This window comes from Serinicoccus sp. JS2-9 (assembly GCF_059025165.1).
In genome coordinates, this window is record NZ_CM180091.1 from 2846037 (window position 1) to 2872556 (window position 26520).

Sequence of the window (26520 nt, forward strand, 5' to 3'; positions counted from 1 at the left end):
ACGAGGGTATGCCGTCCGCTCCCCTGCGGGTGCGCCCCATGTCCGGCGGCGAGCCCCACGGTTCCCCTGAACCCCCACTGCTGCACCCGTGGGGCAGCAGATCTTCCGTAGGGCCCTCACGGAACCGTGGGGCCTCCCCTCACGACCCCCACGGTTGCTCCCAGCGCCCACGGTTGATGATCAGCCCCACGGTTCCCCGGAACCCCCACTGCCGCGACCGTAGGGCAACCAGTCTTCCGTGGGGCCCTCACGGAACCGTGGGGGCCACGAGCCAGGGTGGCCCGTCACCCGTGGGGCTCAGCCGACTCCGAGGGATCGTCCTGGCCCACTGGCGTCCGACCTGGCCCTGTGCCGACGTCCACGCCGGCATCCAGGCCGCGCCGACCTGCCACCGCGGCACGCAGCCGACGGGCGCCGTCGGCCAGCACCGGGCCGAGCGGACGGAGCGGGATGTCGGCATACCCTCCGAGCTCGAGACCAGCGTGCCGCTCGAAGACGCTGCGCGCGGCCCGGTCACCGGTGCGCAACCACGACCAACCCATCGACGCGACGTAGAGCGGCAGGAACGGCAGCCCGAGACAGGCTGCCCACTGCCGTGCGTGCACCAGCTCGTGGGTGAGAAGCGTCGGGCGCTGCGCGGCGAGCTGGTCCAGGTCGTGCCGGGTGATGACGACGTCACCGACGGTGAACGCACCGGCCGCGGGAAAGCGCCACCGGTAGTGGTCGGCGAGATAGCTGCACGCCGGGCCGCGGCGGATACGCGAGCCGCCCGCCGCGGCCAACGCCAGCCCGCCGGGTGTGGAGAGGTTGAGCCAGTTGAGCACGTGCCGCACCCGTGTCCCGCGAGTGACCGGGAGCGCGTCACGGCGCAGTGACGGGTGCGGCGAGGTGGTCATCAGGCGCTGGCGTAGCGCTTGGCTGCCCGGGCGCGCGCCTTGGCGGCCTCCTCCTCACGGTCCTTGGGTGGCGCCGTGGTCACGAGGGCATCCAGAAACTCCTGCGTCGCCGCCGAGACCGCCGCGACCGCCTGGGCGTAGGCCGCCTCGTTGGCCTGCGACGGCTTGCTCGCGCCGCCGACCTTGCGGACGTACTGCAGCGCGGCCGCCTGCACCTCGGAGCGGGTGGCGGGCGGCTCGAAGTTGTTGAGCGGACGGATGTTGCGGCACATGGCCTCCACTCTGCCACGCGCCCCTGACAGGCGTCGGCCCGCGCGCTACCGTCCGGACATGAGCTCTCCGCTGCTGACACCCGCCCAGCTGCAAGCCGGCCTCGTCGGTCCTCCGGAGCAGCGGCCCGTCCTGGTCGACGTGCGCTGGTCCCTCGGGAAGGGCGCCGAGGGCAACCACGAGGACTTCCTGGCCGCGCACCTGCCGGGTGCGGCCTTCCTCGACCTGGAGACGGCCCTTTCCGACCCCGTGGCGCCTGACGGGGCCGGCGGGCGGCATCCCATGCCCTCCCTGGAGCGGGCGCAGGCGGGCTTCCGTGCGGCCGGAGTCCGCGCGGACCGGCCGGTCGTCTTCTCCGACGCCGGCAGCAACCTCGGCGCCGCGCGGGCCTGGTGGGTCGCGTCGTTCTTCGGGGTCGAGGACGCCGCGGTGCTCGACGGCGGACTCACGGTATGGCGTGCCGCCGGTCTCCCCGTGGCGACGGGGCCCGTCGAGGCCGAGCCGGGCGACGTGACGCTTCGTGCGGGAGGGCGCGAGCTGCTCGACGGTGACGGGGTCCGCCGTCACCTGGCGGAGGGCGGCCAGCTGCTCGATGCCCGGCCCGCAGACCGCTTCCGTGGGGAGAACGAGTCGATCGACCCGGTGGCCGGCCACATCCCCGGGGCCCGCAGCCTGCCCGCCCTCTCGCTGCTGCGCGAGGGCGGCGGTTTCGTCGACAGCGAGCACCTGGTCGCAGCACTCACGGGCGCTGGCGGCCACACCGACCGGCCCACCGCCGTCTACTGCGGGTCCGGAGTCCAGGCGGCGCACGTGGCCCTGGCCCTGGAGGCGCACGGCGTCGGCCCGCGGCCGGCGGTCTACGCCGGCTCGTGGAGCGACTGGATCACCAACCCCGACCGGCCCATCGCCACCGGCCCGGCCGACTAGGGCTCTCGGACCCGGCATACCAGGCTGCTGGACCCGGCAGACCAGGCTGCTGGACCCGGCAGACCAGGCTGCTGGACCGGGCAGACGAGGCCGCCGGACCGGGCAGACGAGGCTCTCGGTGCGGGTCGCGGGGTCAGTCGGCGATGGCCTCGGCCATCTCGCGGGTGAACGCCGCGAGATCGGCGGGGGTGCGGCTGGAGACCAGCCATCCGTCCACGACGACCTCCTCGTCCACCCAGGTGGCCCCGGCGTTGCGCAGGTCCGTGCGCAGTGACGGGAAGGAGGTCATCCGGCGCCCGTCGAGCACGTCGGCATCAGTGAGGATCCAGGCGCCGTGGCAGATGACCGCGACCGGCTTGGCCTCCTGCCCGAAGTGCCGCGTGAAGGCCACCGCATCTTGGTCCATCCGGAGGGCGTCGGCGTTGCCGGTGCCCCCGGGCAGGACCAGCGCGTCATACGTCGCAGGGTCGACCTCGGACACCACGCGGTCGACGTCCTGGACGTGACCCTTCTTGCCGCTCACCGTCCCCGGCTCGGGCGCGATGAGGTGAGCCGTGCCGCCTGCCTTCACCACGGTGTTCCACGGGCTCGTGAGCTCGCTGTCCTCGAAGCCGTCGGTGAGCAGGAAGGCTACGGTCTTGCCGTCGAGTCGTCGCATTCCTTCACGCTAGGAGCCATGCGCGGCTTCCGCAGGTGGAGTCGACGCCCGTGGTGGCCCGAGCGGTCGGCGACCTCAGATTCCTGGAAGGGGCGCGGCTCAGCCGCCGCTCACCGACAGCTCGGCGTGCGCGACCGCGGCCTGCTGGGCGTCGTCCAGCGCCCGTGACTCCAGCCAGCGGTCAGGCAGCGCGACGACCCGCTCGGAGCCGGCCCGGCCGCGCTGGCCCTCGGCGGCCTCGCCCGGCCAGGGCTGGTCCAGATCGAGGCTGTCGATGAGCCGGTCGAGGTCGGCGAGCGTGTGCACCAGCCCCAGCTGGTGCCGCAGCTCTCCCCCGACCCGGAAACCCTTGGTATACCACGCGATGTGTTTGCGGATATCGCGGCAGCCCTTGCCCTCGTCCTCGTGGAAGTCGGCCAGCAGCTCCGCGTGCCGGCGCAGCACCCGCGTGACCTCGCGCAGGGTGGGCTCCACCCGGACGCGGGACCCGGCGAAGGCCGCGGCGAGATCGGTGAACAGCCACGGGCGGCCCAGGCAGCCCCGCCCGACGACGACGCCGTCGCACCCGGTCTCGGCGACCATGCGCAGGGCGTCGTCGGCCGACCAGATATCACCGTTGCCGAGCACCGGGATGCTCGTGACCGCCTCCTTGAGCTGGGCTATGCGGCTCCAGTCGGCCTGGCCGGAGTAGGCCTGCGCAGCGGTGCGGGCGTGCAGCGCGACGGCCGCGGCGCCCTCCTGCTCCGCGGTGCGCCCGGCGTCGAGAAACGTCTCGTGCCCGTCGTCGATCCCGACGCGCATCTTCACGGTCACGGGGATCTCGGCCGACGACGCCTCGCGCACCGCGGCGCGCACGATCCCCCGGAAGAGCTCACTCTTCCACGGCAGCGCCGCTCCCCCGCCCTTGCGGGTGACCTTGGGCACCGGGCAGCCGAAATTGAGGTCGATGTGATCGGCGCGGTCCTCGTCCGCGAGCATCCGCACGGCGGCGCCGACGGTCGCCGGGTCGACGCCGTAGAGCTGCACCGAGCGCGGGGTCTCGCCGGGGTCGTGCTCGATGAGCTTCATCGAGACCGGCGTCCGCTCCACCAGGGCGCGTGAGGTGATCATCTCGCTGACGTAGAGACACCCCGACCCGCCCGCCGCCGGGCCGGCGGGGTCCTCGCCCGCCACGCCGTTGCCTCCACCCGCCGCAGCAAGCCCTTGGGCGCCGTACTCACGGCACAGGGTGCGGAAAGCGCGGTTGGTGATGCCCGCCATCGGCGCCAGCACCACGGGCGAGTCGATGGTGTGCGGCCCGATCTGCAGGGCCGGGAGCACGGGAGCGGTGAGGGTCATGGCTCTCCCAGTGTCCCATCCCGACGGACGCCGACGGTTCAGGCGATCGTCACCTGCTGCATACCTCGAGTGACATCCGCCGGACCATGGCCATCAGGCCCCCCGACGCCGCCACCAGACGATGAGCGCCCAGGACGCCGCGACGAGGGCGACCGCCTCAGACTTTAGGGCGGCGAGTTGCCAGGCGTCCCAGAACATCTCGCGGGTGCCGAAGAAGCCCATCTCGGTGTGGGAGACGAGTAGGGCGGCGAGCGAGCTGGCGTTGAGGCCGACGGCCAGCAGACGCCACAGCGGGTGGGCGCTGACCACGAGGGCGACGGCGATGATCAGACCAGTGACCGCGTTGACGAGGAACAACGGCCCGGTCACCGGGACGGAGAACCACCCGTCGAGGTAGAGGTAGCCGTGGACGAGCGCCGAGACCGCGGTGCCCGCAGCAGCCACCCACCGCAGCGGCGCGTCGGTGCGAGCGGAGGCTGGGCGGCTGGAGTCGGCCAGGGCGGGGTGCGCAGTCATGGGGTCCTTGTCGCCGGGGAGGTCGAGGACCACCATCCTCCCCCGCGCGTCTGAGGAGCATCTGTGACCACCCACAGCGGATCCTCAGGATCGCGGGGTTGGCTGTCGACATGACGACCACCCCAGGCTGCCGCCCCGACCATCCGTGCTTGAGCCGACGCGCCGTGCTGGCCGGCGGTGGCGCAGCGGGCGTCGCGATGCTCGCCGCCTGCTCCGGGGACGCCGGGACCGAGCCTGCCGACTCCGGGCCCGGGGAGGACGGCGCGACCTCGGAGGGTGAGGACGCCGGGGCCGACGCGGCGGACGCGATCGCGAACGTCTCCGACGTCCCGGTGGGTGGTGCGCTGGCCGCGACGACCGCTGCCGGTGAGGCGGTGCTGCTGACCCAGCCCGCCGACGGAGAGATCCACGCCTTCTCCTCGGTCTGCACCCACCAGGGCTGCACGGTGGAGCCGGGCGACGGCGAGCTGAGCTGCCCGTGCCACGCCTCGATCTTCGACCTCACGACCGGAGAGGTGCTCGGCGGGCCTGCGGACGCGCCGCTGCCCGAGGTGACCGTCACAGTGGGTGACGACGGCTCCATCACGGGCTGAGGGCAGCCCTCACTGGATCAAGGTCACCTTCGCCCGCGCCGTCACGCAGCGCGTCAGGACGTCCAGGGTGCGCGAGGGCAGCCGTGAGCTGAGCCAGTGCAGCGGCAGGTCGTGCTCGGCACGCGGGCCGACCGGCACCAGCTCGCCGTCGGAGAGCCAGTCGCGAGCCCAGTCGGTGGGGATCATGCCCCAGCCCATCCCGAGCCTGACCGACTCGGCGAACTCCCGGCTGGAACCCACGACGTGGGCCGGTGGGTCGATCGCGCGGCGCGACCAGCGCCGGGCGACCCGGTGCTGCAGGGTGTCCTTCTGGTCGAACCTGATGATGGGTGCCGCGTCGAGCGCCGCCGCCCGCGGGCCGTCGGCGAACCAGCGCGCGTGGAAACCGGGGCTGCAGGCGGCGACGTAGCGCATCGAGCCGAGCCGCTCCAGCCGACAGCCGGTCACCGGGCGCGCGTCGGCGGTGACCGCCGCGAGGGCGGTGCCGCCGCGGACGCGCTCGGAGGCATACTCCTCGTCCTCCCGGATGAGGTCGAGCGTGATCCCCAGCTCCCGCTGCGCCCGCGCCAGCGCGGGGAGCAGCCAGGTGGCCAACGAGTCCGCGTTGACGACGACCGCGACCAGAGGGTATGCCGTCTCCCTCGCCTCGGGGACGAGCTCGGCGAGCACCTCGTCGACGAGCAGGTCCCACTGCCCGGCCAGCTTGAGCAGGACCTGTCCCGCAGGTGTGGCGGTCACCGGCTTCGTGCGGGTCACCACGACCCGGCCCACGGCGCCCTCCAGCGCCCGGATCCGTTGCGAGACGGCAGAGGGGGTCACGTGCAGCTGCGTCGCCGCGCGGTCGAAGGTGCCCTCCCGCACGACGGCGGCCAGGGTCTGCAACATCGCCGGATCCAGATCCATGTGAAGCAAGACTAATGGTTCTGCAAATTCTTTGTGCGGTTGTGGTCATGAGCATGCCGCCACGGGGCCTAACGTGGACGCATGAGCACCTTCACCCTCGTCCTCAGCGGTCTGTTCACCGGCGTCGGACTCATCGCCGCGGTCGGCGCGCAGAACGCCTACCTGCTGCGCCAAGGACTGCGTCGGCAGCACGTGGCGCCGCTGGTGGCGCTGTGCGCGCTGTCCGACATCGTGCTCATCGGCGCGGCCGTGCTCGGGGTGGGCGTCGCCGTCGCGGAGTGGCCCGCCTTCCTCACCATCGCGCGCTGGGGCGGTGGCCTGTTCGTCATCGGCTACGGCCTGCACGTCGGGTGGCGCGCACTCCGCCCGGGCGAGGCATTGCTGGCGGGCGCCGGCGGCGAGGTGTCACTCACCCGCGCCCTGACGACGATGGGGGCGCTGACCTGGCTCAACCCGCACCTCTACCTCGACATCATCGTGCTCGGGTCGATCGCCAACACCCACGGGCCGGACGGTCGGTGGTGGTACTACGCCGGCCTCGTGGCGGCGAGCGTGCTGTGGTTCAGCGTCCTCGGCTTCGGCTCCGGCAGGCTCGCGGGCTTCTTCGCCCGGCCCCGCTCGTGGCAGGTCCTCGACGCCGTCATCGCGGTCGTCATGTTCGTCATCGGCATCACCCTCATCGCCGGTTAGCTCCCCCACACGTCGGACCCGTGCCGAAGGGCCGGGTGATCAGGTGATCACCCGGCCCCTCGGCGCCGAAGCGGTCAGCCCTCCTTGGGCGGCGCGCTGCCCGGGAAAAACTTGGCCCAGGTGCCGTCGTCGGCGATGGTGACGTGCCAGTCGGTGGTGGCGTCGGAGGCATACCAGGTCCAGAACCTCGAGTCGGCGTCACCGGCGGTGGAGGGCTCGCCGTAGGTGAGCGAGTAGACCAGGAGGGAGCAGTAGCTGTAGCCCGCACCGACCTCCGGCAGCTCGAAGGCGTCCTGCGGCGTGGTGCCGTTGCCGTCTCCGATGCGGGTGCCGTGCTGTTCCGCGAGGGCGACCAGCCCTGCCTCGTCGCAGGCCAGCGCCCGGTTGAGCAGCTGGTTGGCCGTTGGCTGCGCCGCGGCGGACGCCACCCCGGGTGACACCGCACCCGTCATCCCGGTGGCCGCGCAGGTCGGACCCGGGTCGGCGCGCGGGCGACCGGCTCGGTCGGCTCCGGCTCCGTCTCCGGTGGTGCCGACGTCGGCGCCGGCGACGCGGCACTCGGGGCCGGCTCGGTCTCGGCCGGGGCCGCCCGCTCGCGCTCGGGCTCCTACGCCTCCGCCGCGGGCTGGTCCGGGGCCGTCGTCGGAGCTGGCGCGGGCTCCTGCTCCACACTGTTGTCAGGTATGCCGGCCATCCCCGACTGGTCGCTCGCGCCGGTGGTCTCGGTCGTGACGGTGGCCGTCTCCTCCGGCTCCGGCTCGTCGTCCGACGTGCGGCGCGGATCAGCTGCTGCTGCCTCGCTCGCACGAACTCGACGAACTCCGCGTCCGTCTCCCTAGGTTTCATGGGCCCTAGACGCATCCTGGACCCTGCGAGGTTGCCTCAGCGGCGAGGAAGTCTCAGCACCCCACGAGACGCTGCGCCAGATATCCCTCGATCTGGTCGAGCGAGACGCGCTCCTGGCCCATGCTGTCCCGGTCGCGCACGGTGACCGCGTGGTCGTCCAGCGTGTCGAAGTCGACGGTGACGCAGTAGGGGGTGCCGATCTCGTCCTGGCGCCGGTAGCGCTTGCCGATGGCACCGGCGTCGTCGAAGTCGACCATCCAGTGCTGGCGCAGGGCGGCGGCCAGATCCTTGGCCTTCGGCGTGAGGTCGGCGTTGCGCGACAGCGGCAGGACCGCGACCTTGTGGGGGGCCAGGCGCGGGTCCAGCCTGAGGACGACCCGCTTGTCGACGCCGCCCTTGGTGTTGGGCGCCTCGTCCTCGGCATAGGCGTCGACCAGGAAGGTCATCAGCGAGCGCGACAGGCCCGCGGCCGGCTCGATGACATAGGGGACGTAGCGCTCACCGCTGGCCTGGTCGAAGTAGGACAGGTCCTGGCCCGAGTGCTCGGCGTGCGTGCCCAGGTCGAAGTCGGTGCGGTTGGCGATGCCCTCCAGCTCACCCCACTCGCTGCCGGCGAAGTTGAAGCGGTACTCGATGTCGACGGTGCGCTTGGAGTAGTGCGAGAGCTTGTCCGCCGGGTGCTCGAGGTGGCGCAGGTTGTCCGGGTTGATGCCCAGGTCGGTGTACCACCGGGTGCGCTCGTCGATCCAGTACTGGTGCCACTGCTCGTCCTCGCCGGGCTTGACGAAGAACTCCATCTCCATCTGCTCGAACTCGCGGGTGCGGAAGATGAAGTTGCCGGGCGTGATCTCGTTGCGGAAGCTCTTGCCGGTCTGCGCGATGCCGAACGGTGGCTTCTTGCGCGAGGTGCCGAGGACGTTGGCGAAGTTGACGAAGATGCCCTGGGCGGTCTCGGGGCGCAGGTAGTGCAGCCCGGACTCGTCCTCGATGACGCCCAGGTAGGTCTTGAGCATCATGTTGAACTCGCGCGGCTCGGTCCAGGCCTTGTTGCCGCAGTTGGGGCAGGTGATCTCCGCGAGCGGCACCTCGTCGGGGTCCACCTGCTTGCCCTTCTTGGCGGCCTTTTCCGCGACCGCCTCCTGCATGTGGTCGACGCGGAACCGCTTGTGGCAGGACTGGCACTCGGTGAGCGGGTCGGAGAACTCCCCCACGTGACCCGAGGCGACCCAGGTCTGGCGGGGCAGGATGATCGAGGAGTCCAGGCCGACGACGTCGTCGCGGGTCTGCACCATCGAGCGCCACCACTGCCGCTTGATGTTCTCCTTCAGCGCCACACCGAGAGGCCCGTAGTCCCAAGCCGAGCGCGTGCCTCCATAGATCTCACCACTGGGGAAGACGAAGCCACGACGCTTGCACAGGGACACGACGGTATCGACCGTGGAGGTGGGAGCCATGCGAGCCAGTCTAAGCGGCGTCCGCCCCGCTCCCCCACGCGGTTTAGCCTGGGTCGGTGAGCACCAGCCAGTCCTCGTCAGCCCCCGTCCCCGACGACCGCGACGGTATGCCGAACCCGTTGCGTCGGCGGATCGAGCAGGCCAGCGTGCCTGCCCTGGAGCGGCTGGCAAAGCTGCCTGTCTGGCTGCCCTTCGTCGCGCTGCTCGGCCTCATCCTGGTCGGCGGCTTCCTGGGCGGACCGGTCGGCTGGGCGATGGTGGCCGTGGCCCTGGTCTTCGTGGCCTGGCTGCTCTACCTGTCCTGGCCGCGACTCACCGGCACCGAGCGGGTGATGCGGATGTCGGTCCTGCTGCTCTTCCTCGCGGTGACCGTGGTCCAGCTCGTCCCCCGCGGCTGAGCCGGCCGAACGGCATACCGCCCGGTTGGCCTGGTGCACCACGGCTGCCCTGCACCCCCCACGGTTGGCCTGAGCCCCACGGTTGCCCGCCGGCCCCACTCTTGCTCGCCCGCCCCACTGCTGCACCTGGAGGGAGACCCACCAACCGTGGGGCGACTGACGAGGCGTGGGGCAGCCCGCGTCACGAAGCGTGGGGCCACCCACGAAGCGTGGGGCAGCCCGCGTCACGAAGCGTGGGGCAGGCCCGGTCACGAACCGTGGGGCCACTCACCACCCGTGGGGCAGGCCCGATCACGAACCCGTGGGGCCACTCACGACGCGTGGGGCAGGGGCCTCGGTCGGCCCGCCACCGAGCGCGCGGCGGCCTGGATCATCGCAGCCACCCTCTCCGGTTCGCGCAGGTCCGACCAGGTCAGCCGGACGACGGCCAGACCCAGGGCCCGCAGCCGGTCCTCCCGACGCTTCTCCCGCACGAGCGCGTCGCGACCGTCGGCCCCGGCATACTTCACCGCTCCGTCGAACTCCAGCGCCACGCCCAGCTCCTCCAGGTAGCCGTCGACCCGCGCCACGAAGCCACGCTCGTCCCGGAACTCGACCTGGGTCCGCATGTGATGGCCGAGGAGCCGCACGACCAGGCGCATCGCACTCTCGCCGAGTGACTCGGCACAGGGATCGGCATGCTCCACCGCAGCCCGCACCGCTGCCCCGGTCGGCAACGGCCCGTCGACCCGAGCCTTCAGCTCCTGCCGGGTCAGGATCTTGGTGCGCAGGGCCGCGTCCACGAGCGCCTGGCCCGTGATCAGGGTGCTGTCCGCGACGGACAGGATCACCGCGTCGAGGGGCCCGACCGTCCAGATCCCCCGCACCTGGTGGAGCTCGAGCCCCTGACCCTCGTGCACGGTATAGGTCGGCAGGCGCCTCCCGTGGCCCTGACCGGACCGGCGCACGACGTGCATCCGCTCGAGGTCGACGATCTCCAGTGGCAGACCGAGGTGGGCCGCAGCGCTCTGCGCGGTCGCGGCGAAGTTGTCGTTGGTCGCGAGGACGGCTCGGGTGCGCACGGCATGCTGCTCCTCGGGGGTGGCTCCGCGCAAGGCCCGTGCGTCGGCATACCCACCTCGACAGACCGACACCAGCAGATGGTGATGGGTCAGGTGCCGAAGGTCGTCACTCGTCAGGCCCAGGTCCACCCGGGCCTGGGACGTGGAGATCACGTGGTCGTGGGCGCTCAGGTAGGTGAGCAGCGCCTGGGTGTCGGGGTCGCGAGCCATGCCTCCACCCTGGATCGTCCCGACGTCCCGTGGCGGGCTCCCGCGACATCTGTGGATAACTCCGGTCCGGCTCGATACTGCGGGCGGGCAGGTCTGCTCCCACGCCTGCCAACACGCCCCACGGTTGCCGGCTGGCCCCACGGTTCGTGGACCGCCCCACTGCTGCAGCAGTGGGGGGACCGACCAACCGTGGGGCTGCCACGAAGACGTGGGGCATCAGACCCTCCGTCGGCTCCGAGGCGTCCCCGCTATGAACTCTCCTTCATCATTTTGACAATCATTCTCATTCTGAGCACACTCGGGGTATGCCATCGCTCCCCCACCGCCTCGCGTTGCCCCTTCTCCCGCTCGCCTTCCTGCTGGGGGCCTGCGGGAGCGCCGGGACGGCCGGCACTCGTGCTGAGGTCGAGGGTGAGGCTGCCGACGGGGGCGTGCGGCTGGAGATCGTGACCAGCGTCTACCCGGTGCAGTGGCTGACCGAGCGGGTCGCCGGTGACCGGGCCCGCGTGACGGTGCTCACCGGGGCCGGGGCCGATCCGCACGACGTCGAGCTCACCCCTCGGGTCGTCGGATCGTTGGGCAGCGCCGACCTGGTCATCTACTCCTCGGGGCTGCAGCCGGCCGTGGACGAGGCAGTCGTCAGCCAGGCCGCCGAGCACGCCCTCGACGTGGCCGGGAGTGCCGACCTGGTCCCCCTCGGCGAGACGGCGCAGGAGCACGCCGACCACGCGGAGGACGGCACCGAGTACGGGGACGACCATGCGGACCACAGCGCCGGGTCCGAGGAGGACCACGCCGACGACTCCACGGACGCCGATCACTCCGAGGACGGCGAGGCCGGCGAGGCCGGCGAGGCCAGCGAGGACCACGACGGCCACGACCACGGCGCCGAGGACCCGCACTTCTGGCTCGACCCCGAGCGCTACGGTCACGTCGCCGAGGCGATCGCGGGCGAGCTCGCCACCCTCGATCTCGAGCACGCCCAGACCTATGAGGCCAACGCCGACGCGCTCGTCGCGGAGCTCGACGCTCTGGACGAGGAGTTCGCCGCCGGGCTGGCCCGCTGCGAGCACCGCGATGTCGTCACGACGCACGAGGCCTTTGGCTATCTCGCCGACCGCTATGACCTCCACCAGATCGGCGTGACCGGCATCTCGCCGGAGTCCGAGCCCTCCCCCGCGCGGCTCGCCGAGGTCAGCGCCACCGTGACCGATCTGGGGGTGGAGACGGTCTACGCCGAGCCCATCCTCTCCGACGCCATCGCCCGCACGGTCGCCCAGGAGACCGATGCCCGCGTCCTCACGCTCGACCCGCTGGAGGGCATCACCGACGCCTCGGCCGGCGAGGACTACCTCGAGGTCATGCGGGCCAACCTGACCTCGCTGCGGGACGGACTGGGCTGCTCGTGACGGCACGGGTCCTCACGCTCCGCCACGCCGCCTTCGGCCACCACGGTCGCCCCGTCGTCTCCGACGTCGACCTCGCCGTCGACGCCGGCCAGGTCGTCGCGGTGCTCGGCCCCAACGGCTCGGGCAAGACCACGCTGGTCACGGGCCTGCTGGGCCTGTCCGATCACCTCGCGGGAGAGGTCGAGGTGCTGGGCACCCCCCTGGAGCGGCTGCGCGACCGGACCCGCCTGGGTTACGTGCCGCAACGGCATACCCTCACCGGGGGCGTGCGCGCCACCGTGACCGAGGTCGTCGCCACCGGACTCCTGGCGAGCCGGCCGTGGTGGCGCCCCGCGAGCCGCGCCGACCGCCGGGCGGTCCAGGAGGCGCTGGAGACGGTGGGCCTGGCCGACCGGGCCCGCTTCGACGTCGACACCCTCTCCGGCGGGCAGCAGCGGCGGGTGCTCATCGCCCGGGCCCTGGTCGCGCGGCCGGACGTGCTGCTCATGGACGAGCCGACGGCGGGGGTCGACCACGCGAGCCAGATGGTGCTCGCCGGCGTGCTCCGAGGCCTCGGGGAGAGCGGCGTGACCATGCTCGTCGTGACCCACGAGCTCGCTGCGCTGCGCGGGGTGGTCGATCGGATCGTCGAGATCGACGCCGGTCGGCTGACGTTCGACGGCACCCCCGAGGGGTATGCCGCGCACCAGGGCGAGCGCGCCCGCTCGGCGGGGCGAGGTGTGGCATGAGCGAGATGCTGGCCCTGGACTTCATGCGCACCGCCCTGCTCGCGGCCCTGGTCGTGGGCCTGGCCGCGCCGATGGTCGGGATCTTCCTCGTGCAACGGCGGCTGTCGCTCGTCGGGGACGGACTGGGCCACGTGGCCCTGGCCGGCGTCGCGATCGGCGTCGTCACGGACGGCAGCCCGGTGTGGGCCGCCCTGGCTGCCGCCGTGCTGGCCGGGGTCGCCATCGAGCTGATCCGGGCCCGCGGTCGCACCTCCGGCGACGTGGCCCTGGCGCTGATGTTCTACGGCGGTATCGCCGCAGGGGTCGTCATCATCAACAAGGTCGACGGGGCCCAGACCGGCAACCTGACCGGCTATCTCTTCGGGGCGATCACCACGACGACGCGGTCCGACGTGGCCGTCTTCGCCGTGCTGTGCACGGTCATCGTCGTGGTCGCACTGGTGCTCCGGCAGCGCTTCTTCGCCGTCGCCGGTGACGAGGACTTCGCGCGCGCCTCCGGCCTGCCGGTGCTGGCCCTCAACATCCTCCTGGCCGTGCTCACCGCCGTGACCGTGGTCGTCGCCATGCGGGTCATCGGCCTGCTGCTCATCAGCGCGCTCATGATCATCCCCAACGCCGCGGCACAGCAGATCTCCGGGAGCTTCCGGGCGGCGCTGATCTGGGCGGTAGGGCTCGGGGTGGTCTCGTCCGTGGGGGGCGTCACGGTGTCGTACGTCGCCGACACGGCCTCGGGCGGCACCATCGTGCTCGTCGCGATCGCGCTCTTCGTCGCGGCCGCCGTGGCGGGGGCTGTCCGGCGCGCTCTCGCGGCAGCCCGCCACCGGCATACCGAACGCCACCCGCACGAGCACGGCCCCGGCTGCGGCCACCCCGCCGTGCCGCACGGCGATCACGTCGACTACCTCCACGACGGCCACCGCCACGCTGCCCACGAGGGCCACTACGACGAGCACGCCCCGGCCCCCCACCCCTGACCGAGAGCCCCGTGTGCACCATCCAGGAGCCTGCTCTGCTCACTCCGAGAGCCTCGGCTGCACGCCGACCGAGGCCCGTCACGGCATACCGCGCGGCCAGTCACCGCATACTGCGCGGCCAGACACCGCATACCGCGCGGCCAGTCACGACATATCGCGCGGCCGGTCACGGGGCGGGGCGGGCGGCGGCATACCCTAAAGGCCCACGTCGAAAGGTGATCCGATGAGCACGGCGCGACGCCCGACCCGGCAGCAGGCTGCCGTGATCGACGCGCTCGGGGCGAGCGAGGACTTCACCAGCGCGCAGGACCTCCACGCGAGCCTGCGCGGCGCGGGCGCCAAGGTGGGGCTGGCGACCGTCTACCGGACCCTGTCCACGCTCGCCGACACCGGCGAGGTCGACGTGCTGCGCAACGACGACGGCGAGTCGGTCTACCGCATGTGTTCCACGGGTCACCACCACCACCTGGTCTGCCGCTCCTGCGGCCGCACCGTCGAGATCGAAGGTCCCGCGGTCGAGCGGTGGGCCGACAGCGTCGCGGCCGAGCACGGCTTCACCGCGGTGGAGCACACGCTGGAGATCGTCGGCACCTGCGACGACTGCGCCTGACCGGGGAAGTCGACCACGCGTTCTCGCGCCATGGCAGACAAACCCGTGGTCGACATCTGGTTGCCTCCGCAGCAGCACCGTGCCTAGCGTCGCCCCACCATGGGTTTCACCATTCGCGACTACGCCGACCTCGACGAACCCTCCTGGCTCCGCTGCCGGGCTCTGTCCTTCCTCGGCTCCTCCTACTACGACGACGTCAAGATCGCGCGCACCCGGTTCGAGGGTGACAGCCTGCAGCTGGTCGCGGTCGTGCCCCGACCCGAGAGCGTGACCACACCCGGCGACGAGCAGGTCGTCGGCATCCTCGACGTCGAGCTGTGGGATGACGCGGGAGCCCCGGTCGCCACGATGGACACCATCGCCGTCCACCCCGATCACCAGCGCGAGGGCATCGCTGGTGCGCTCCTGGGCACGGCCCTGGGTCCGTTGCGCGAGAGGGGGATTCACTGGATCGACGCCTACACGCGCGAGGATCCGGAGGCGAATGCCTGGTATGCCGCGCAGGGCTTCGAGGTCGACTCCACCTACCTGCACGTCTACCGCGGCGGCGATGAGCAGACGGAGGACACGCACGGCGACGAGGGTTTCGACGCGCCCTTCGGGCTCGGCGCACCGGTCAGAGGCTTCTTCCACGGGCCGGACGAGGACCCGGCGTCCTGGCGTGAGCGGTTCGCGCGGGTGCACCAGTGTCGCCGCTACGTGCGCCCTCTCGCCGGTATGCCGACCCGCCCCTGAGCCGGCTGGAGACTACTCGTCCCGGTCGTACACGGCGACGGCATCATCACCCGCACAGCAGCTGAAACGACCGGCAGCGGGGTCCTTGTGCAGGCAGCCGCACGAGCAGGACTGCCCGTAGGGTCGCCCCTCGTCGTCCCGCGGCCCGCCGCCCCTCAGAAAGAGATCGCCGCACTGCGGACACAGGAAGGCCGCGCCGCGCCAGCCCTTCGGCGACCCGGACGTGCCCCAGCAGCGGAAGCGGTAGCCGGGGAAGCCGGGCGGAGTCTGCTGCTCGGTCATGGGCCGACACTAGTCACCGGCCGCGTCGGGACTGACCGCGGGCCGGCACGACCTGCATCGGCATCTCTCCCGATGACGGTCGTGCCCTCCCGTGGTCACTCCGGTGCCGGCGCGTCGACAGCGCCACCGTAACGCCGGTCGCGGGAGGCGTACTGCTCGATCGCGGCCCAGAGGTGTCGCCGGTCGTAGTCGGGCCAGAGGATGTCCTGGAAGACCATCTCGGCGTAGGCGCTCTGCCAGAGCAGGAAGTTGGAGGTGCGCTGCTCCCCCGAGCTGCGCACGAAGAGATCCACGTCCGGCACGTCCGGCTGGTAGAGGTACCGCCCGATCGTGCGCTCGTCGACACCGCGCGGGGACAGCCGACCCGCCTTGACGTCGTCGGCGAGGCGCCGCACGGCGTCGCCGATCTCGGCCCGCCCGCCGTAGTTGACGCAGAAGTTGAGCGTGATGACGTCGTTGTCGCGGGTCTGCCGCTCGGCCGACTCCAGCTCGGAGATCACCGACTTCCACAGCCTCGGCCGCCGCCCGGACCAGACCACCCGGACCCCCCAGGAGTCCAGCTCCTCCCGGCGCCGATGGATGACCGCCCGGTTGAAGCCCATGAGGAAGCGCACCTCGTCGGGACTGCGGCGCCAGTTCTCGGTCGAGAAGGCGTAGGCGCTGATGCACTTCACGCCGATCTCGATCCCGCCGGCGATGACGTCGAGCAGCGAGGCCTCCCCCGCCTCGTGGCCCTGGGTGCGCTTCAGGCCGCGCTGGTTGGCCCAGCGGCCGTTGCCGTCCATGACCATGGCCACATGCCGCGGCACCAGGTCGGCCGGCACCGGCGGCGGCGTCGCACCGGAAGGGTGCGGGAAAGGTCTGCGAGGGCTGCGGGTGCTCATCTACGGCGTCCTCTCCAGGTGGCGCAGCGAGCGCACTCCGCGCTCCAGGTGCCACTGCAGGTATGCCGCCACGAGGCCGCTCGCCTCGCTGCGGTGGCGGCTCTCGCTGACGTCGGCGACGCTCCAGTCGCTCGTGAACAGCGCCGACAGCAGCCCCAGGGTCTCCGGCGCCGGCGCGGTCGAGCCGGGTGGACGGCATACCGGGCAGACGACGCCACCGGAGGGCACGTGGAAGGCGCGGTGCGGACCGCTCATGCCGCACCGCGCGCAGTCGACGAAGCTCGCGCGCCACCCCGCGATCGCGAGCGCTCGCAGCAGGTAGGAGTCGAGCACCAGCCGCGGCGGGTGGTCACCGGTGGCCAGGGCGGCGAGTCCGCCCGCGAGGAGCCGGAAGTGCTGCAGCGCCGGCGTGCCCTCCTCGGTGAGCTGCTCGCAGGTCTCGAGCATGACGTTGGCCGCCGTGAAGGACGGGTAGTCGCGGGCGATGACCTCGCCGTAGGCGGCCAGCCCGTCAGCCTGAGTGATGGTGTCGAGGCTGCGACCCTCGTAGCACTGCACGTCGACGACCATGCCCGGTTCGAGCCGGGCGCCGAACTTGCTCGAGGTGCGCCGGACCCCCTTGGCGACCGCGCGGATGCGGCCGCGCGTCCGCCCCAGCATGACGACGATCCGGTCTGCCTCACCGAGCTTGTACGTCCGCAGCACCACGGCGGCGTCACGGTAGGTCGGCATGCTCCCAGTGTCCCACCCGAGGCTGCCGCCCTGCCGCAACGCGCCGGACCTCCGGACGCTGCCGCACCGGACGCGCGTTCGTCACGCACCGAACGCGCGTTGGTCACGCGGGCGCACGAGCCGTCGACGTCATCGCACATATGTTCTACAGTGTCGTCATGATGCTGCAGGGATCACTCCTGGACCAGGTCGACGAGGTCGGGCTCCGAAGCCTCGGGCATGACTCGGTGCACCGGACGCACCTCGAGCACGGCGCGTGGATCGACGTCCGCCCCGGGTGGGTCACCGGCTCGGACGCCCTCTTCACGCGCCTCGCGCTGGGCGGGCCGGCCGGGGTCGAGTGGCATGGCGAGGAGCGCCAGATGTGGGACAAGCAGGTCACCACCCCGCGCCTCCTGCGCTTCTACGCCGGGGGCGAGCGGCTGCCCGATCCGGTCCTCGAGGACGCTCGGGTGGCCCTCAGCGACCGGTATGCCGTGGAGCTGGGTGAGCCGTTCCGCACCGCGGGGATGTGCCTCTACCGCGACGGGCGGGACAGCGTGGCCTGGCATGGCGACCGGATCGGGCGCAGCAAGGAGCACGACACGATGGTGGCGATCGTGTCGCTCGGCGCTCCGCGGGCGCTGCTGCTGCGGCCGCGCGGTGGCGGCGACAGCATCCGGCACGTCCTGGGTCACGGCGACCTGCTCGTCATGGGCGGCTCGTGCCAGCGCACGTGGGACCACTGCGTGCCCAAGACCAGCAGCCCGGTCGGGCCCAGGATCAGCATCCAGTTCCGGCCCCGCGGGGTGCGCTGAGAGGGGGTGGGTGCGGCACCGGTTCGCGGTATGCCGTGGCGTCCGCCGGCGGCGTGCTGGTCGCGGAAGCAGGGAGCCGGTGGGTGCCTGCGCACGCCTGCTCAGCGGGAGCTGGACGAGGCCGCCTCAGGGGGTGCGGGCACCCTGGGCGTGCTGGGCCAGGAGGTCTCGCACCGCCGCGGCGTCGCGGGCCGCGACGGCGCCGGCTGCGAGGTCCTGCAGCTGGCGGCGTGACGAGGCGCGCAGCAGTGCCTTGACGGTCGGCACCGAACTCGCCGACACGCTCAGCTCGCGCACGCCGAGCCCCACCAGCAGCCCAGCGGTCTCGGGGTCGCTGGCCAGGTCGCCGCACAGGCTGACGACGACCCCCTCGGGGGCCTGGTCGCTGATGAGCCGCACCAGCCGCAGCACGGCCGGGTCCAGCGCGTCGGACCAGGGCGCCACATGCGCGTTGCCCCGCTCGGCGGCCAGGGTGTACTGACTCAGGTCGTTGCTGCCGATCGAGACGAAGTCCAGCCCGCGGGCCAACCGGGCCAGTCGGACGGCGACGGCAGGGACCTCGACCATGATGCCCACGCCCAGCTGCTCGGGCGGCGCCGACAACCCGGCCCGCCGGGCTGCCTCGGCCAGCCGCTCCTTGGCCCAGTCCACGTCGTCGACCGTGGTCACCATGGGGAAGAGCACGTTGACCCGGTGGCGGCGCGCGACCTGGCAGATCGCCTCCAGCTGGTCGAGCAGCAGGGAGGGATCGGCCCGGAACGCGCGCAGCCCGCGCACGCCGAGGAAGGGGTTGGTCTCGGGCTCCATCGGCATGAACTCCAGCGGCTTGTCACCGCCGACGTCCCAGGTGCGGATCGTCACCGGGTGCGGCGCGAAGGCCTCGGCGATGGCGCAGAAGACCTCGATCTGCTCCGCCACGTCCGGGGCCCGGTGCCACTGCGCGAAGACCGCCTCGGTGCGCACGAGCCCCGACCCCTCGGCCCCGAGTCCGGCGGCGAGCCGCGCCACCGCGGGCGAGGAGACGTTGGCTTTGACCGACACCCGTGCCCCGTCCCGCGTGACGACCGGGAGGTGGGTGTCGGCGAGCGCCTGCTCCCGATAGGCGCGGCGCCGCTCCAGCATCTCCTCGAAAGCCGTCTGCACCTCTGCCGGTGGATCGATCTCGAAGCGTCCGCTGCGGCTGTCGAAGGCCAGCACCGTGCCGGCAGCGACCCGACCGCGATCCCCCACGCCGGTGAGGACCGGCACCCCCCGGGCCCGGGCGATGAGCACGCCGTGACCGAGTGCTCCGCCCCGCAGGGTCACCACGCCGCGGATCGCCGTGGCGTCCAACGAAATCGCCAGGGCCGGGTCGAGCTCGTCCACGACCAGGACGCCCTGCCCCAGCTCCTCGGGCTCCTCTGCGTCGAGCAGCACCCGCATGACCCGTTCACCGACGCTGCGCACGTCCTGCGCCCGCTCCCGCAGGTAGGCGTCCGGCAGCTCCTCGAACCTGCCCGCCACGGCGGCCACGGCGTCCTGCCAGGCCGAGACGGCGCTGGCCCCGCCGTCGATCCGGCCCGAGACGTCAGAGGAGAGCTCGGGGTCGCGCAGCAGCAGAGCGTGGGCGTCGAAGACCTCGGCGTGTCCCGTGCCCAGGTGACGCCGGGCCCGCGCGGCGAGCTCACCGAGACGGTCGACGGCTTCCGCCACCGCGGCCCGCAGCCGGTCGTGCTCCCCCTGCGGCGACCCACCCTCGCGATCCGCCCGCTCGGGCAGCACCTGATCCAGCACCGCAGGGCCCATCGCCGCGTCCAGCCCGGAGCCCGCCACACCCGGCTCGTCCGAGACCGCCGGTGCCGGCTGCTCCTGGTCAGCCATCGGCTCGGCGGGAGCGGGGGTGTCACCGAAGGCCGTCGCCGCCAGTGCCTCGATGTCGGCCAGCACGGCGCTGGCGTCGGGGCCGGTGGCCTCCACCCGCAGCACATGCCCCTGCCGCGCCGCCAGAGTCGCGACCGAGGACAGGCTCATCGCCTCGACAGGTCCGGTCCCACCGGTGAGGTTGCGCACGCGGACCCGCGTGCCGGGAGCGACCTGGGCCGCGGTCGAGACGAGGCGGGCCGCCGGTCTCGCGTGCAGTCCGTGATCACCCAGCACCGAGACGTCGACCTGCTCCCACGCCGCATCGTCTGCGCCGTCTCCGTCGGCGCCGACATGCGCTCCGTCCGCGCCACCCGCGTCGCCCTCGCCCCCGCCCTCGCCGTCGTCGCCGGCGCCGTCGTCGCCGCCGTCGCCGCCTCCGAGGTGGGTCGCCTTGGCCTCGAGCCCGCGCCGCGCCTCCTGCGCGCAGGTGTCGAGATCGGCGCCGGTGCCCGCCGCGACGGTGGCGGCGATCAGACCCTCCACGAGGGGCGCGGGGCTCAGCCGTACCCGATCGGCCACCTCCGGCTCGACCATCTCCAGGGCCATCTCGGCGGACAGCACGGCGCTGCCGAGGTCCAGCAGCACCAGCACGCCGTCGCCACCGCTGGCCTGGTCGGCACGGCCGATCGCCTCCGCGATCGCCATGGCGTCGGTGCCTGTCGTGTCGTCGTCGAGCCCCGCCGCGACCTGCAGGTCAGGTCCGTCGCCGGAGCGCATCTCGCTCGCCAGAGCGACCGCGGCCCGGGCCAGGGGACGGCTGTGCGAGACGACGACCACCCCGATCATCGTCGGCTCAGCTCAGGGTGCGCGCGGCGGCCTCGAGCAGGAGCGTGGCGCTGGTCGCGCCGGGGTCCACGTGACCGGCGCTGCGCTCCCCGAGGTATGAGGCCCGCCCCTTCCGGGCGACCATCGGCTCGGTCGCATCGCGGCCGGCTCCGGCGGCGCTCGCGGCGTCCTGCAACGCGTCACCCAGCCCCTTGCCCTCGGCCACGGCTGCGTCGTAGGCGGCCAGGGCGGGGGCGAGCGCGTCATACATCGTCTTGTCGCCCTCCTCGGCCTTGCCGCGCGCGACGATGCCCTCGACCCCGGCCCGCAGCGCCTGGCCGAACTCGCCGGCGTCGGCGTCCTGGGTGGCCGAGAGCGGGCCGGCGAGGCGCAGGAAGAAGGTGCCGTAGAGCGGCCCGGACGCGCCGCCGACCGTGCTCACCAGCGTCATCCCGACCTTCTTGAGGTAGGCGTCGAGGCTGCCGAAGTCCTCCTGCTCGGCGAGCTGGGCACAGGCGGTGAAGCCGCGCTTCATGTTGCTGCCGTGGTCGGCGTCACCGATGGTGCGGTCGAGGTCGGTCAGGTGGTCAGCCTGGTCCGCCACCGTGGTGGCGCAGTCGGAGATCCAGGTCTGGAACGCAGTCAGGTCAGCCATGTCCTCATCCTCCCCAGCGCAGACCCGGTGTGTCCACGGGAGCGTCCCACAGGCCGACCATCTCCTCGTCGACCCGCAGCAGGGTGACCGAGCACCCGGCCATGTCCAAGGAGGTGATGTAGTTGCCGACGAGCGAACGGGCGACCGTGATCCCGGCCCCGTCGAGCAGCTTCGCGACCTCGGCATACATGAGGTAGAGCTCGAGCAGCGGAGTCCCGCCCATGCCGTTGACGAAGGCCAGCACGCTCTCGCCCCGCGCCAGCTCCAGGTCCTGGAGCACCGGCTCGACCAGCCTGGCCGCCACGTCGCGGGCCGGCGCGAGCTTCTCCGTCGAGCGGCCGGGCTCACCATGGATCCCGATGCCGATCTCCATCTCGTCGTCGGCGAGCTCGAAGGTCGGCTTCCCCGCCGCCGGCACCGTGCACGAGGTGAGCGCGATGCCCATCGACCGGCCCTGGCTGTTGACCCTGCGAGCCAGCTCGGCGCACTCGGCGAGGGGCCGCCCCTGCTCGGCCGCCGCCCCGACGATCTTCTCCAGCAGCACGGTGACGCCCACGCCGCGGCGCCCGGCGGTGTAGAGGCTGTCCTGGACCGCGACGTCGTCGTCGGTCACGACGGCCTCGACCTCGATGCCCTCGGCCATCTCGGCGGCCATCTCGAAGTTCATGACGTCGCCGGTGTAGTTCTTGACGACGTGCAGCACGCCCGCGCCACCGTCGACGGCGGTCGTCGCGGCGAGGATCTGGTCGGGCACCGGAGAGGTGAAGACCTCGCCCGCGCAGGCGGCATCGAGCATCCCGCGGCCGACGAAGCCCCCGTGCAGCGGCTCATGCCCGGAGCCACCACCGGAGACCAGCGCAACCTTGCCGGAGACCGGCGCGTCCGCGCGGAGCACGAGCTTGTGGTCGAGGTCGACGCGGAGCCGCTCGGGGTGCGCCAGAGCCATCCCCTGCAGCGCCTCGACGACCACGTCGTCGGGGTCGTTGAGCAGTTTCTTCATAGGCGTCACTCTGCCACGGATCGCGCCGCGAGGTGAGGGTATGACGTCGCTCGCCGACCTGTCGTCGGGACCGATCGGTCCCGGCGACCGGCCGGTCGGGATCGGCTGCAGCGTTCAGGTGAACGCTGCAGCCGGTCGTGTCCGGCGCGTCGCTGGGACGGAACGGGTGAACTACCGGTCTCGCGCCCGAGGACCCGACCGGTGCTGGCCGCGCCCGTCACCAGCACCAGCGACGGCCCAGCGCTCAGAAACCGAGCCGGTCCAGCGCCTTGGGGTCCCGCTGCCAGTCCTTGGCGACCTTGACGTGCAGGTCCAGGTGCACCCGGTGGCCGAGCAGCCGCTCGATGCCGACCCGCGCCTCGGTGCCGACCTCGCGCAGCCGGGAGCCGCCGCGGCCGATGATGATGGCCTTCTGGCTGGACCGCTCGACGAAGACGTTGACGCGCACGTCCGACAGCGGCGAGTCGTCGGGACGGTCCTCGCGCGGGACGATCTCCTCGACCTGGACGGCCAGGCTGTGCGGCAGCTCGTCGCGCACGCCCTCGAGCGCCGCCTCGCGCACCAGCTCCGCGATGTGCACCACCGTGGACTCGTCGGTGATCTGGTCGGCGGGATAGAGCGGCGGCGACGCGGGCAGGTAGGAGGCCAGCAGGTCGGCGACCTCGTCCACCTGGTCGCCCCGCACCGCCGAGCACGGGATGATCGCGTCGAAGTCGCCGAGCTGGTCGATCGACACGAGATGCTCGGCGAGTCGGTCACGGCTCACCGCGTCGGCCTTGGTCGCGATCGCGACGACCGGCACGGTGCGCACCTGGCGCAGCTCGGCGAGGTCGCGCGCGATGAACGTGTCACCCGGACCGACGCGTTGGTCGCTCGGCAGGCAGAAGCCGATGACGTCGACCCCGAGCAACGTCTCCCGCACCAGGTCGTTGAGCCGCTGCCCGAGCAGCGACCGAGGTCGGTGCAGGCCGGGTGTGTCGACGAGGATGAGCTGGGAGTCGTCGGTCGTCCGGATCCCCCGGATGGTGTGCCGCGTCGTCTGCGGCTTGGAGGAGGTGATCGCCACCTTCGCCCCCACCAACGCGTTGGTCAGGGTCGACTTGCCCGCGTTGGGGCGCCCCACCAGGCAGGCAAAACCGCTGCGGTATGTCGTGTCCTCACCCGGCACTGCTGCTCACCTCGTCCTTGCTGTCCCTGCGGTCGGCCGCAGCGCGGCGGTCGCTGTCCCCGTGGTGGTGGCCGGTGGGGGTGCCGTCGTCGGCACGGTCGTCGCCGCGGCCGGAGGACGTGCCGTCGCCACCGTCGGCGTGGGCGTCGCTGGTGGCGGGACCGCGACCGCTGCGGGTGCCCGCGTCCGCATCGGACGCGTCGCCGGAGCCGTCAGCCTCGGCCGCACCGAGGGTCCGTCCGTCGGAGTCGCCCCGGCCGTTCGAAGCCTGCTCCTCCTCCGGCTCCTGCTCCTCCTCGCTCAACCGGCGCACGAGCACCGTCGCGACCCGGCGCCGCCGTCCGGCCATGCGCTCGGCGGTGAGCTCCAACCCGGCAAGCTCGCCCACCGAGCCCTGGATCGGCACCATGCCGATCGCCGTCGCGAGCAGCCCACCGACGGAGTCGACGTCCTCGGTCTCGATCTCGACCTCGAACATCTCGGCGAGGTCGTCGACCGGGAGGTTCGCCGGCACGCGGGTCACCTCGGTGCCGTCGTCGAGGGCGACCTGCTCGACCTCGACCTGGTCACGGTCGTACTCGTCGGTGATCTCGCCGACGATCTCCTCGACGACATCCTCGATGGTGAGCAGCCCGGCGGTGCCGCCGTACTCGTCGATGACCAGCGCGACGTGCTGACGGCCCTGCTGCATCTCGCGGAGCAGGTCGTCGACCCGCTTCATCTCCGGGATCCGCTGCACCGGCCGCATCACCTCGGTCACCGGCACCGAGCTCGCCGACTCCGCCCGGCTGTTGACGGCGCGCGCGACGTCCTTGAAGTAGAGCATCCCGAGGACGTCGTCGGTGTCCTCCCCGATGACGGGCACCCGCGAGAAGCCGGAGCGCAGGAAGAGCGACATCGCCTGACGCAGGACTTTCTCGGCCTTGATCGTCACGAGGTCGGGGCGGGGCACCATCACCTCGCGCGCCACGGTGTCGCCGAGCTCGAAGATGGAATGGATCATCTCCCGCTCCTCGTCCTCGATCACCGCGGACTCCCCCGCCAGGTCGACCAGCTCGCGCAGCTCGGTCTCCGTGGCGAACGGGCCCTCGGCATACCCCCGGCCAGGTGTCATCGCGTTGCCGAAGACGACCAGGAGCTTGGCGATCGGTCCCAGGAAGAGCCGCATGAGCACCACCACCGGCGCCGCCGTCAGGGCCACCGGCTCGCTGTGCTGCCGACCCAGGGTGCGGGGCGAGACACCGACGAGGACGAAGGTGACCAGCACCATGATGGCGATCGCGATGAGTCCGGTCTGCCACGCCGAGGCGGTGAGCATGCCGACCGCGACCGTCACCACGACCGCCGTGGCCGCCTCGGCGGCGACCCGGACGAAGGCCGCGACCGCGAGATAGGGAGCGGGGTCCGCGGCGATGCGCGCGAGCGCCTTGGCCCCGGAGCGACCGTCGTCGAGCAGCTGCTCGGCGCGGTGCCGGGTCACGCGCTGCAGCGCGGTCTCCCCCGCGGTCAGGAGGAAGGCCACCACCGTGGAGAGGACGGCGATGAGGACCAGCGTGATCACGAGCGACCCACCACGCCGTCGTCGGCGGCCGTCGTGGTGCGGCCACGGTGCGCGAGGAAGGTCAGCAGCAGGGTCCGCTGGAGGTCGAACATCTCCCGCTCGTCCGCGGGCTCGGCGTGGTCGAAACCCAGGAGGTGCAGGATCCCGTGGGTGGTCAGGAGCAGGATCTCGTCGCCCACCGCGTGACCGGCCCGCTCTGCCTGGGTCCGCGCGTAGGACGGGCAGAGGACGACGTCGCCGAGCACCCCCTCGCCGGACTCCCCGGCGTCCTCGCCCCGGCCTCCCGGGCGCAGCTCGTCCATCGGGAAGCTCATGACGTCGGTGGGCCCGGGCAGGTCCATCCACCGCTCGTGCAGATTGGCCATCGTCGTCTCGTCGACGAGCGTGATCGCCAACTCCGCGCGCGGATGCACCCGCAGCTGGTCCAGGACGTGCCGACCGAGGTCGGCCAGCTCCTGCTCGGGGACCGGCGAGGGCACCTCGCCGGACTCGTTGAGGACCTCGATCACGAGGAGCCCTCCTCGAGCCCGTCACGGCCGCGACGGGCCCGGGGACGCTGCTGCCGGTCGTCGTAGCGGCCGTAGGCGTCGACGATGTCGCTCACGAGCCGGTGCCGCACGACGTCCTGGCTGGTGAGGTGGGAGAAGTGGATGTCCTCGACGCCGGCCAGGATGTCCTGCACGACCCGCAGGCCGGACTTCGTGCCGCCGGGCAGGTCGACCTGGGTGGTGTCTCCGGTGACCACCATCTTGGAGCCGAAGCCGAGCCGGGTGAGGAACATCTTCATCTGCTCGGGCGAGGTGTTCTGCGCCTCGTCGAGGATGACGAAGGCGTCGTTGAGCGATCGCCCGCGCATGTAGGCCAACGGGGCCACCTCGATCGTGCCGGCGGCCATGAGCTTGGACATCGACTCGCTGTCGACCATGTCGTGCAGCGCGTCGTAGAGCGGCCGCAGGTAGGGGTCGATCTTGTCGGTCAGCGTGCCGGGCAGGAAGCCCAGACGTTCGCCGGCCTCGACGGCGGGTCGGGTGAGGATGATCCGGTTGACCTGCTTGGCCTGCAGGGCGGCGACCGCCTTCGCCATGGCCAGGTAGGTCTTGCCCGTGCCCGCGGGGCCGAGGCCGAAGACGATCGTGTGGTGGTCGATGGCGTCGACGTAGTGCTTCTGGTTGAGCGTCTTGGGCCGGATCGTCTTGCCGCGGTTGGACACGATGTTCATCGTCAGCACGTCGGCCGGCCGGTCGCTCGTGGCGGTGCGCAGCATCCCGATGCTGCGCTCGACGGCATCGCGGTTCAAGGGCTGCCCCCGGCCGACGATCGCCAGCAGCTCGTCGACGAGCCGCTCGACCAGGGCGAGCTCGCCGGAGTCACCGGTGAGCCGGAACTCGTTGCCGCGCACGTGCACGTCGACCTTGGGGAAGGCGCGCTCGACGGTGCGCAGCAACTCGTCGCGCGGGCCGAGGAGGGTCACCATCGGCACGTCGTCGGGGATGACGACGGTATGGGTGGGGCGGGGTCGGGACGTGCTGCTGTCGGTCTGGCTCATGTCCGTTCCAGT

Annotated in this window: 29 protein-coding genes; 10 read left to right on the plus strand and 19 right to left on the minus strand. The window is 72.2% G+C overall.

Annotation, left to right across the window (positions count from 1 at the left end):
• Window positions 1–284 precede the first annotated feature (284 nt).
• Both AC5PYY_RS13750 and AC5PYY_RS13755 read right to left on the minus strand, forming a co-directional pair.
• Entirely contained in the window at window positions 285–896 is a 612-nt protein-coding gene (locus tag AC5PYY_RS13750) for a hypothetical protein (protein ID WP_493897364.1), read from the minus strand.
• The gene (locus AC5PYY_RS13755) at window positions 896–1168 is read right to left on the minus strand and encodes a DUF2277 domain-containing protein (RefSeq protein WP_493897365.1); all 273 of its coding nucleotides are present in this window, start codon (window positions 1166–1168) and stop codon (window positions 896–898) included. The genes AC5PYY_RS13750 and AC5PYY_RS13755 overlap by 1 nt, the downstream gene beginning before the upstream one ends.
• A gap of 58 nt (window positions 1169–1226) precedes the next feature.
• Between AC5PYY_RS13755 and AC5PYY_RS13760 the strand changes: the two genes are divergently transcribed.
• A complete protein-coding gene (locus AC5PYY_RS13760; RefSeq protein WP_493897366.1) occupies window positions 1227–2093 on the plus strand; it encodes a sulfurtransferase in 867 nt (288 codons plus the stop codon).
• A 133-nt stretch (window positions 2094–2226) separates the two neighbouring features.
• On the opposite strand, the gene AC5PYY_RS13765 is transcribed toward AC5PYY_RS13760, so the two are convergent.
• The 3 genes from AC5PYY_RS13765 to AC5PYY_RS13775 form a co-directional block, all read right to left on the minus strand.
• Window positions 2227–2751 carry a type 1 glutamine amidotransferase domain-containing protein gene (locus AC5PYY_RS13765; protein WP_493897367.1) on the minus strand — a complete coding sequence of 175 codons (525 nt, stop codon included), beginning with the start codon at window positions 2749–2751 and terminating at the stop codon, window positions 2227–2229.
• 99 nt (window positions 2752–2850) lie between these two features.
• Window positions 2851–4089, minus strand: coding sequence for a tRNA dihydrouridine synthase DusB (dusB, locus tag AC5PYY_RS13770; RefSeq protein WP_493897368.1), 1239 nt, complete (start codon window positions 4087–4089; stop codon window positions 2851–2853).
• Between the two features lie 93 nt (window positions 4090–4182).
• On the minus strand, window positions 4183–4605 hold the full coding sequence (locus AC5PYY_RS13775) for a hypothetical protein (protein WP_493897369.1): 423 nt from the start codon (window positions 4603–4605) through the stop codon (window positions 4183–4185).
• 149 nt (window positions 4606–4754) lie between these two features.
• Between AC5PYY_RS13775 and AC5PYY_RS13780 the strand changes: the two genes are divergently transcribed.
• Window positions 4755–5198: a Rieske (2Fe-2S) protein gene (locus AC5PYY_RS13780; RefSeq protein ID WP_493897370.1), complete on the plus strand. Its 444-nt coding sequence runs from the start codon at window positions 4755–4757 to the stop codon at window positions 5196–5198.
• A 9-nt stretch (window positions 5199–5207) separates the two neighbouring features.
• Here the strand turns inward: AC5PYY_RS13780 and AC5PYY_RS13785 are convergent, their stop codons facing one another.
• Complete coding sequence (locus AC5PYY_RS13785; RefSeq protein ID WP_493897371.1) at window positions 5208–6101, minus strand: LysR family transcriptional regulator ArgP; 894 nt, start codon at window positions 6099–6101, stop codon at window positions 5208–5210.
• 81 nt (window positions 6102–6182) lie between these two features.
• Between AC5PYY_RS13785 and AC5PYY_RS13790 the strand changes: the two genes are divergently transcribed.
• The gene (locus AC5PYY_RS13790; RefSeq protein ID WP_493897372.1) at window positions 6183–6791 is read left to right on the plus strand and encodes a LysE/ArgO family amino acid transporter; all 609 of its coding nucleotides are present in this window, start codon (window positions 6183–6185) and stop codon (window positions 6789–6791) included.
• A gap of 74 nt (window positions 6792–6865) precedes the next feature.
• Here AC5PYY_RS13790 and AC5PYY_RS13795 read toward each other — a convergent pair whose 3' ends face one another.
• Together AC5PYY_RS13795 and AC5PYY_RS13800 are read right to left on the minus strand one after the other, a co-directional pair.
• Window positions 6866–7231: a hypothetical protein gene (locus tag AC5PYY_RS13795; RefSeq protein WP_493897373.1), complete on the minus strand. Its 366-nt coding sequence runs from the start codon at window positions 7229–7231 to the stop codon at window positions 6866–6868.
• Between the two features lie 459 nt (window positions 7232–7690).
• Entirely contained in the window at window positions 7691–9091 is a 1401-nt protein-coding gene (locus tag AC5PYY_RS13800) for a glycine--tRNA ligase (protein WP_493897374.1), read from the minus strand.
• Between the two features lie 56 nt (window positions 9092–9147).
• On the opposite strand from AC5PYY_RS13800, the gene AC5PYY_RS13805 reads away from it, so the two are divergent.
• Window positions 9148–9489, plus strand: coding sequence for a DUF6703 family protein (locus tag AC5PYY_RS13805; protein WP_493897375.1), 342 nt, complete (start codon window positions 9148–9150; stop codon window positions 9487–9489).
• A 311-nt stretch (window positions 9490–9800) separates the two neighbouring features.
• Here the strand turns inward: AC5PYY_RS13805 and AC5PYY_RS13810 are convergent, their stop codons facing one another.
• Complete coding sequence (locus AC5PYY_RS13810) at window positions 9801–10760, minus strand: putative endonuclease domain-containing protein (protein WP_493897376.1); 960 nt, start codon at window positions 10758–10760, stop codon at window positions 9801–9803.
• A gap of 305 nt (window positions 10761–11065) precedes the next feature.
• Here AC5PYY_RS13810 and AC5PYY_RS13815 point away from each other — a divergent pair, with 305 nt between their 5' ends.
• The 5 genes from AC5PYY_RS13815 (at window position 11066) to AC5PYY_RS13835 (ending at window position 15216) form a co-directional block, all read left to right on the plus strand.
• Window positions 11066–12169: a metal ABC transporter substrate-binding protein gene (locus tag AC5PYY_RS13815; protein ID WP_493897377.1), complete on the plus strand. Its 1104-nt coding sequence runs from the start codon at window positions 11066–11068 to the stop codon at window positions 12167–12169.
• Entirely contained in the window at window positions 12166–12897 is a 732-nt protein-coding gene (locus AC5PYY_RS13820; RefSeq protein ID WP_493897378.1) for a metal ABC transporter ATP-binding protein, read from the plus strand. The genes AC5PYY_RS13815 and AC5PYY_RS13820 overlap by 4 nt, the downstream gene beginning before the upstream one ends.
• Window positions 12894–13871, plus strand: a complete 978-nt coding sequence (locus AC5PYY_RS13825) for a metal ABC transporter permease (protein WP_493897379.1) — start codon at window positions 12894–12896, stop codon at window positions 13869–13871. Before AC5PYY_RS13820 ends, AC5PYY_RS13825 begins: the two co-directional genes overlap by 4 nt.
• A gap of 223 nt (window positions 13872–14094) precedes the next feature.
• Window positions 14095–14481 (plus strand): Fur family transcriptional regulator, encoded by a 387-nt coding sequence (locus AC5PYY_RS13830; RefSeq protein ID WP_493897380.1) that lies wholly within the window; start codon window positions 14095–14097, stop codon window positions 14479–14481.
• A gap of 99 nt (window positions 14482–14580) precedes the next feature.
• Window positions 14581–15216, plus strand: a complete 636-nt coding sequence (locus tag AC5PYY_RS13835) for a GNAT family N-acetyltransferase (RefSeq protein WP_493897381.1) — start codon at window positions 14581–14583, stop codon at window positions 15214–15216.
• 12 nt (window positions 15217–15228) lie between these two features.
• On the opposite strand, the gene AC5PYY_RS13840 is transcribed toward AC5PYY_RS13835, so the two are convergent.
• The 3 genes from AC5PYY_RS13840 to recO all read right to left on the minus strand — a co-directional run bounded on the left by AC5PYY_RS13840 (window position 15229) and on the right by recO (window position 17114).
• Window positions 15229–15498: a hypothetical protein gene (locus AC5PYY_RS13840; RefSeq protein WP_493897382.1), complete on the minus strand. Its 270-nt coding sequence runs from the start codon at window positions 15496–15498 to the stop codon at window positions 15229–15231.
• 95 nt (window positions 15499–15593) lie between these two features.
• Complete coding sequence (locus AC5PYY_RS13845; protein WP_493897383.1) at window positions 15594–16382, minus strand: isoprenyl transferase; 789 nt, start codon at window positions 16380–16382, stop codon at window positions 15594–15596.
• A complete protein-coding gene (recO, locus tag AC5PYY_RS13850; protein ID WP_493897384.1) occupies window positions 16383–17114 on the minus strand; it encodes a DNA repair protein RecO in 732 nt (243 codons plus the stop codon). It abuts the gene before it with no gap.
• 158 nt (window positions 17115–17272) lie between these two features.
• Between recO and AC5PYY_RS13855 the strand changes: the two genes are divergently transcribed.
• Window positions 17273–17911, plus strand: a complete 639-nt coding sequence (locus AC5PYY_RS13855; RefSeq protein ID WP_493897385.1) for an alpha-ketoglutarate-dependent dioxygenase AlkB — start codon at window positions 17273–17275, stop codon at window positions 17909–17911.
• 126 nt (window positions 17912–18037) lie between these two features.
• Here AC5PYY_RS13855 and ptsP read toward each other — a convergent pair whose 3' ends face one another.
• From ptsP to AC5PYY_RS13890, 7 genes are all read right to left on the minus strand, one after another.
• The gene (gene ptsP, locus AC5PYY_RS13860; RefSeq protein WP_493897386.1) at window positions 18038–20599 is read right to left on the minus strand and encodes a phosphoenolpyruvate--protein phosphotransferase; all 2562 of its coding nucleotides are present in this window, start codon (window positions 20597–20599) and stop codon (window positions 18038–18040) included.
• 7 nt (window positions 20600–20606) lie between these two features.
• Window positions 20607–21233, minus strand: coding sequence for a dihydroxyacetone kinase subunit DhaL (gene dhaL, locus AC5PYY_RS13865; protein ID WP_493897387.1), 627 nt, complete (start codon window positions 21231–21233; stop codon window positions 20607–20609).
• 4 nt (window positions 21234–21237) lie between these two features.
• Window positions 21238–22233 carry a dihydroxyacetone kinase subunit DhaK gene (gene dhaK / locus AC5PYY_RS13870; protein WP_493897388.1) on the minus strand — a complete coding sequence of 332 codons (996 nt, stop codon included), beginning with the start codon at window positions 22231–22233 and terminating at the stop codon, window positions 21238–21240.
• Window positions 22234–22477: 244 nt separating this feature from the next.
• Entirely contained in the window at window positions 22478–23401 is a 924-nt protein-coding gene (era, locus tag AC5PYY_RS13875) for a GTPase Era (RefSeq protein ID WP_493897389.1), read from the minus strand.
• Window positions 23391–24962: a hemolysin family protein gene (locus AC5PYY_RS13880; RefSeq protein ID WP_493897390.1), complete on the minus strand. Its 1572-nt coding sequence runs from the start codon at window positions 24960–24962 to the stop codon at window positions 23391–23393. Before AC5PYY_RS13880 ends, era begins: the two co-directional genes overlap by 11 nt.
• Window positions 24959–25471: an rRNA maturation RNase YbeY gene (gene ybeY / locus AC5PYY_RS13885; RefSeq protein WP_493897391.1), complete on the minus strand. Its 513-nt coding sequence runs from the start codon at window positions 25469–25471 to the stop codon at window positions 24959–24961. Before ybeY ends, AC5PYY_RS13880 begins: the two co-directional genes overlap by 4 nt.
• Window positions 25468–26508, minus strand: coding sequence for a PhoH family protein (locus tag AC5PYY_RS13890; RefSeq protein WP_493897392.1), 1041 nt, complete (start codon window positions 26506–26508; stop codon window positions 25468–25470). The genes ybeY and AC5PYY_RS13890 overlap by 4 nt, the downstream gene beginning before the upstream one ends.
• Window positions 26509–26520: the final 12 nt, after the last annotated feature.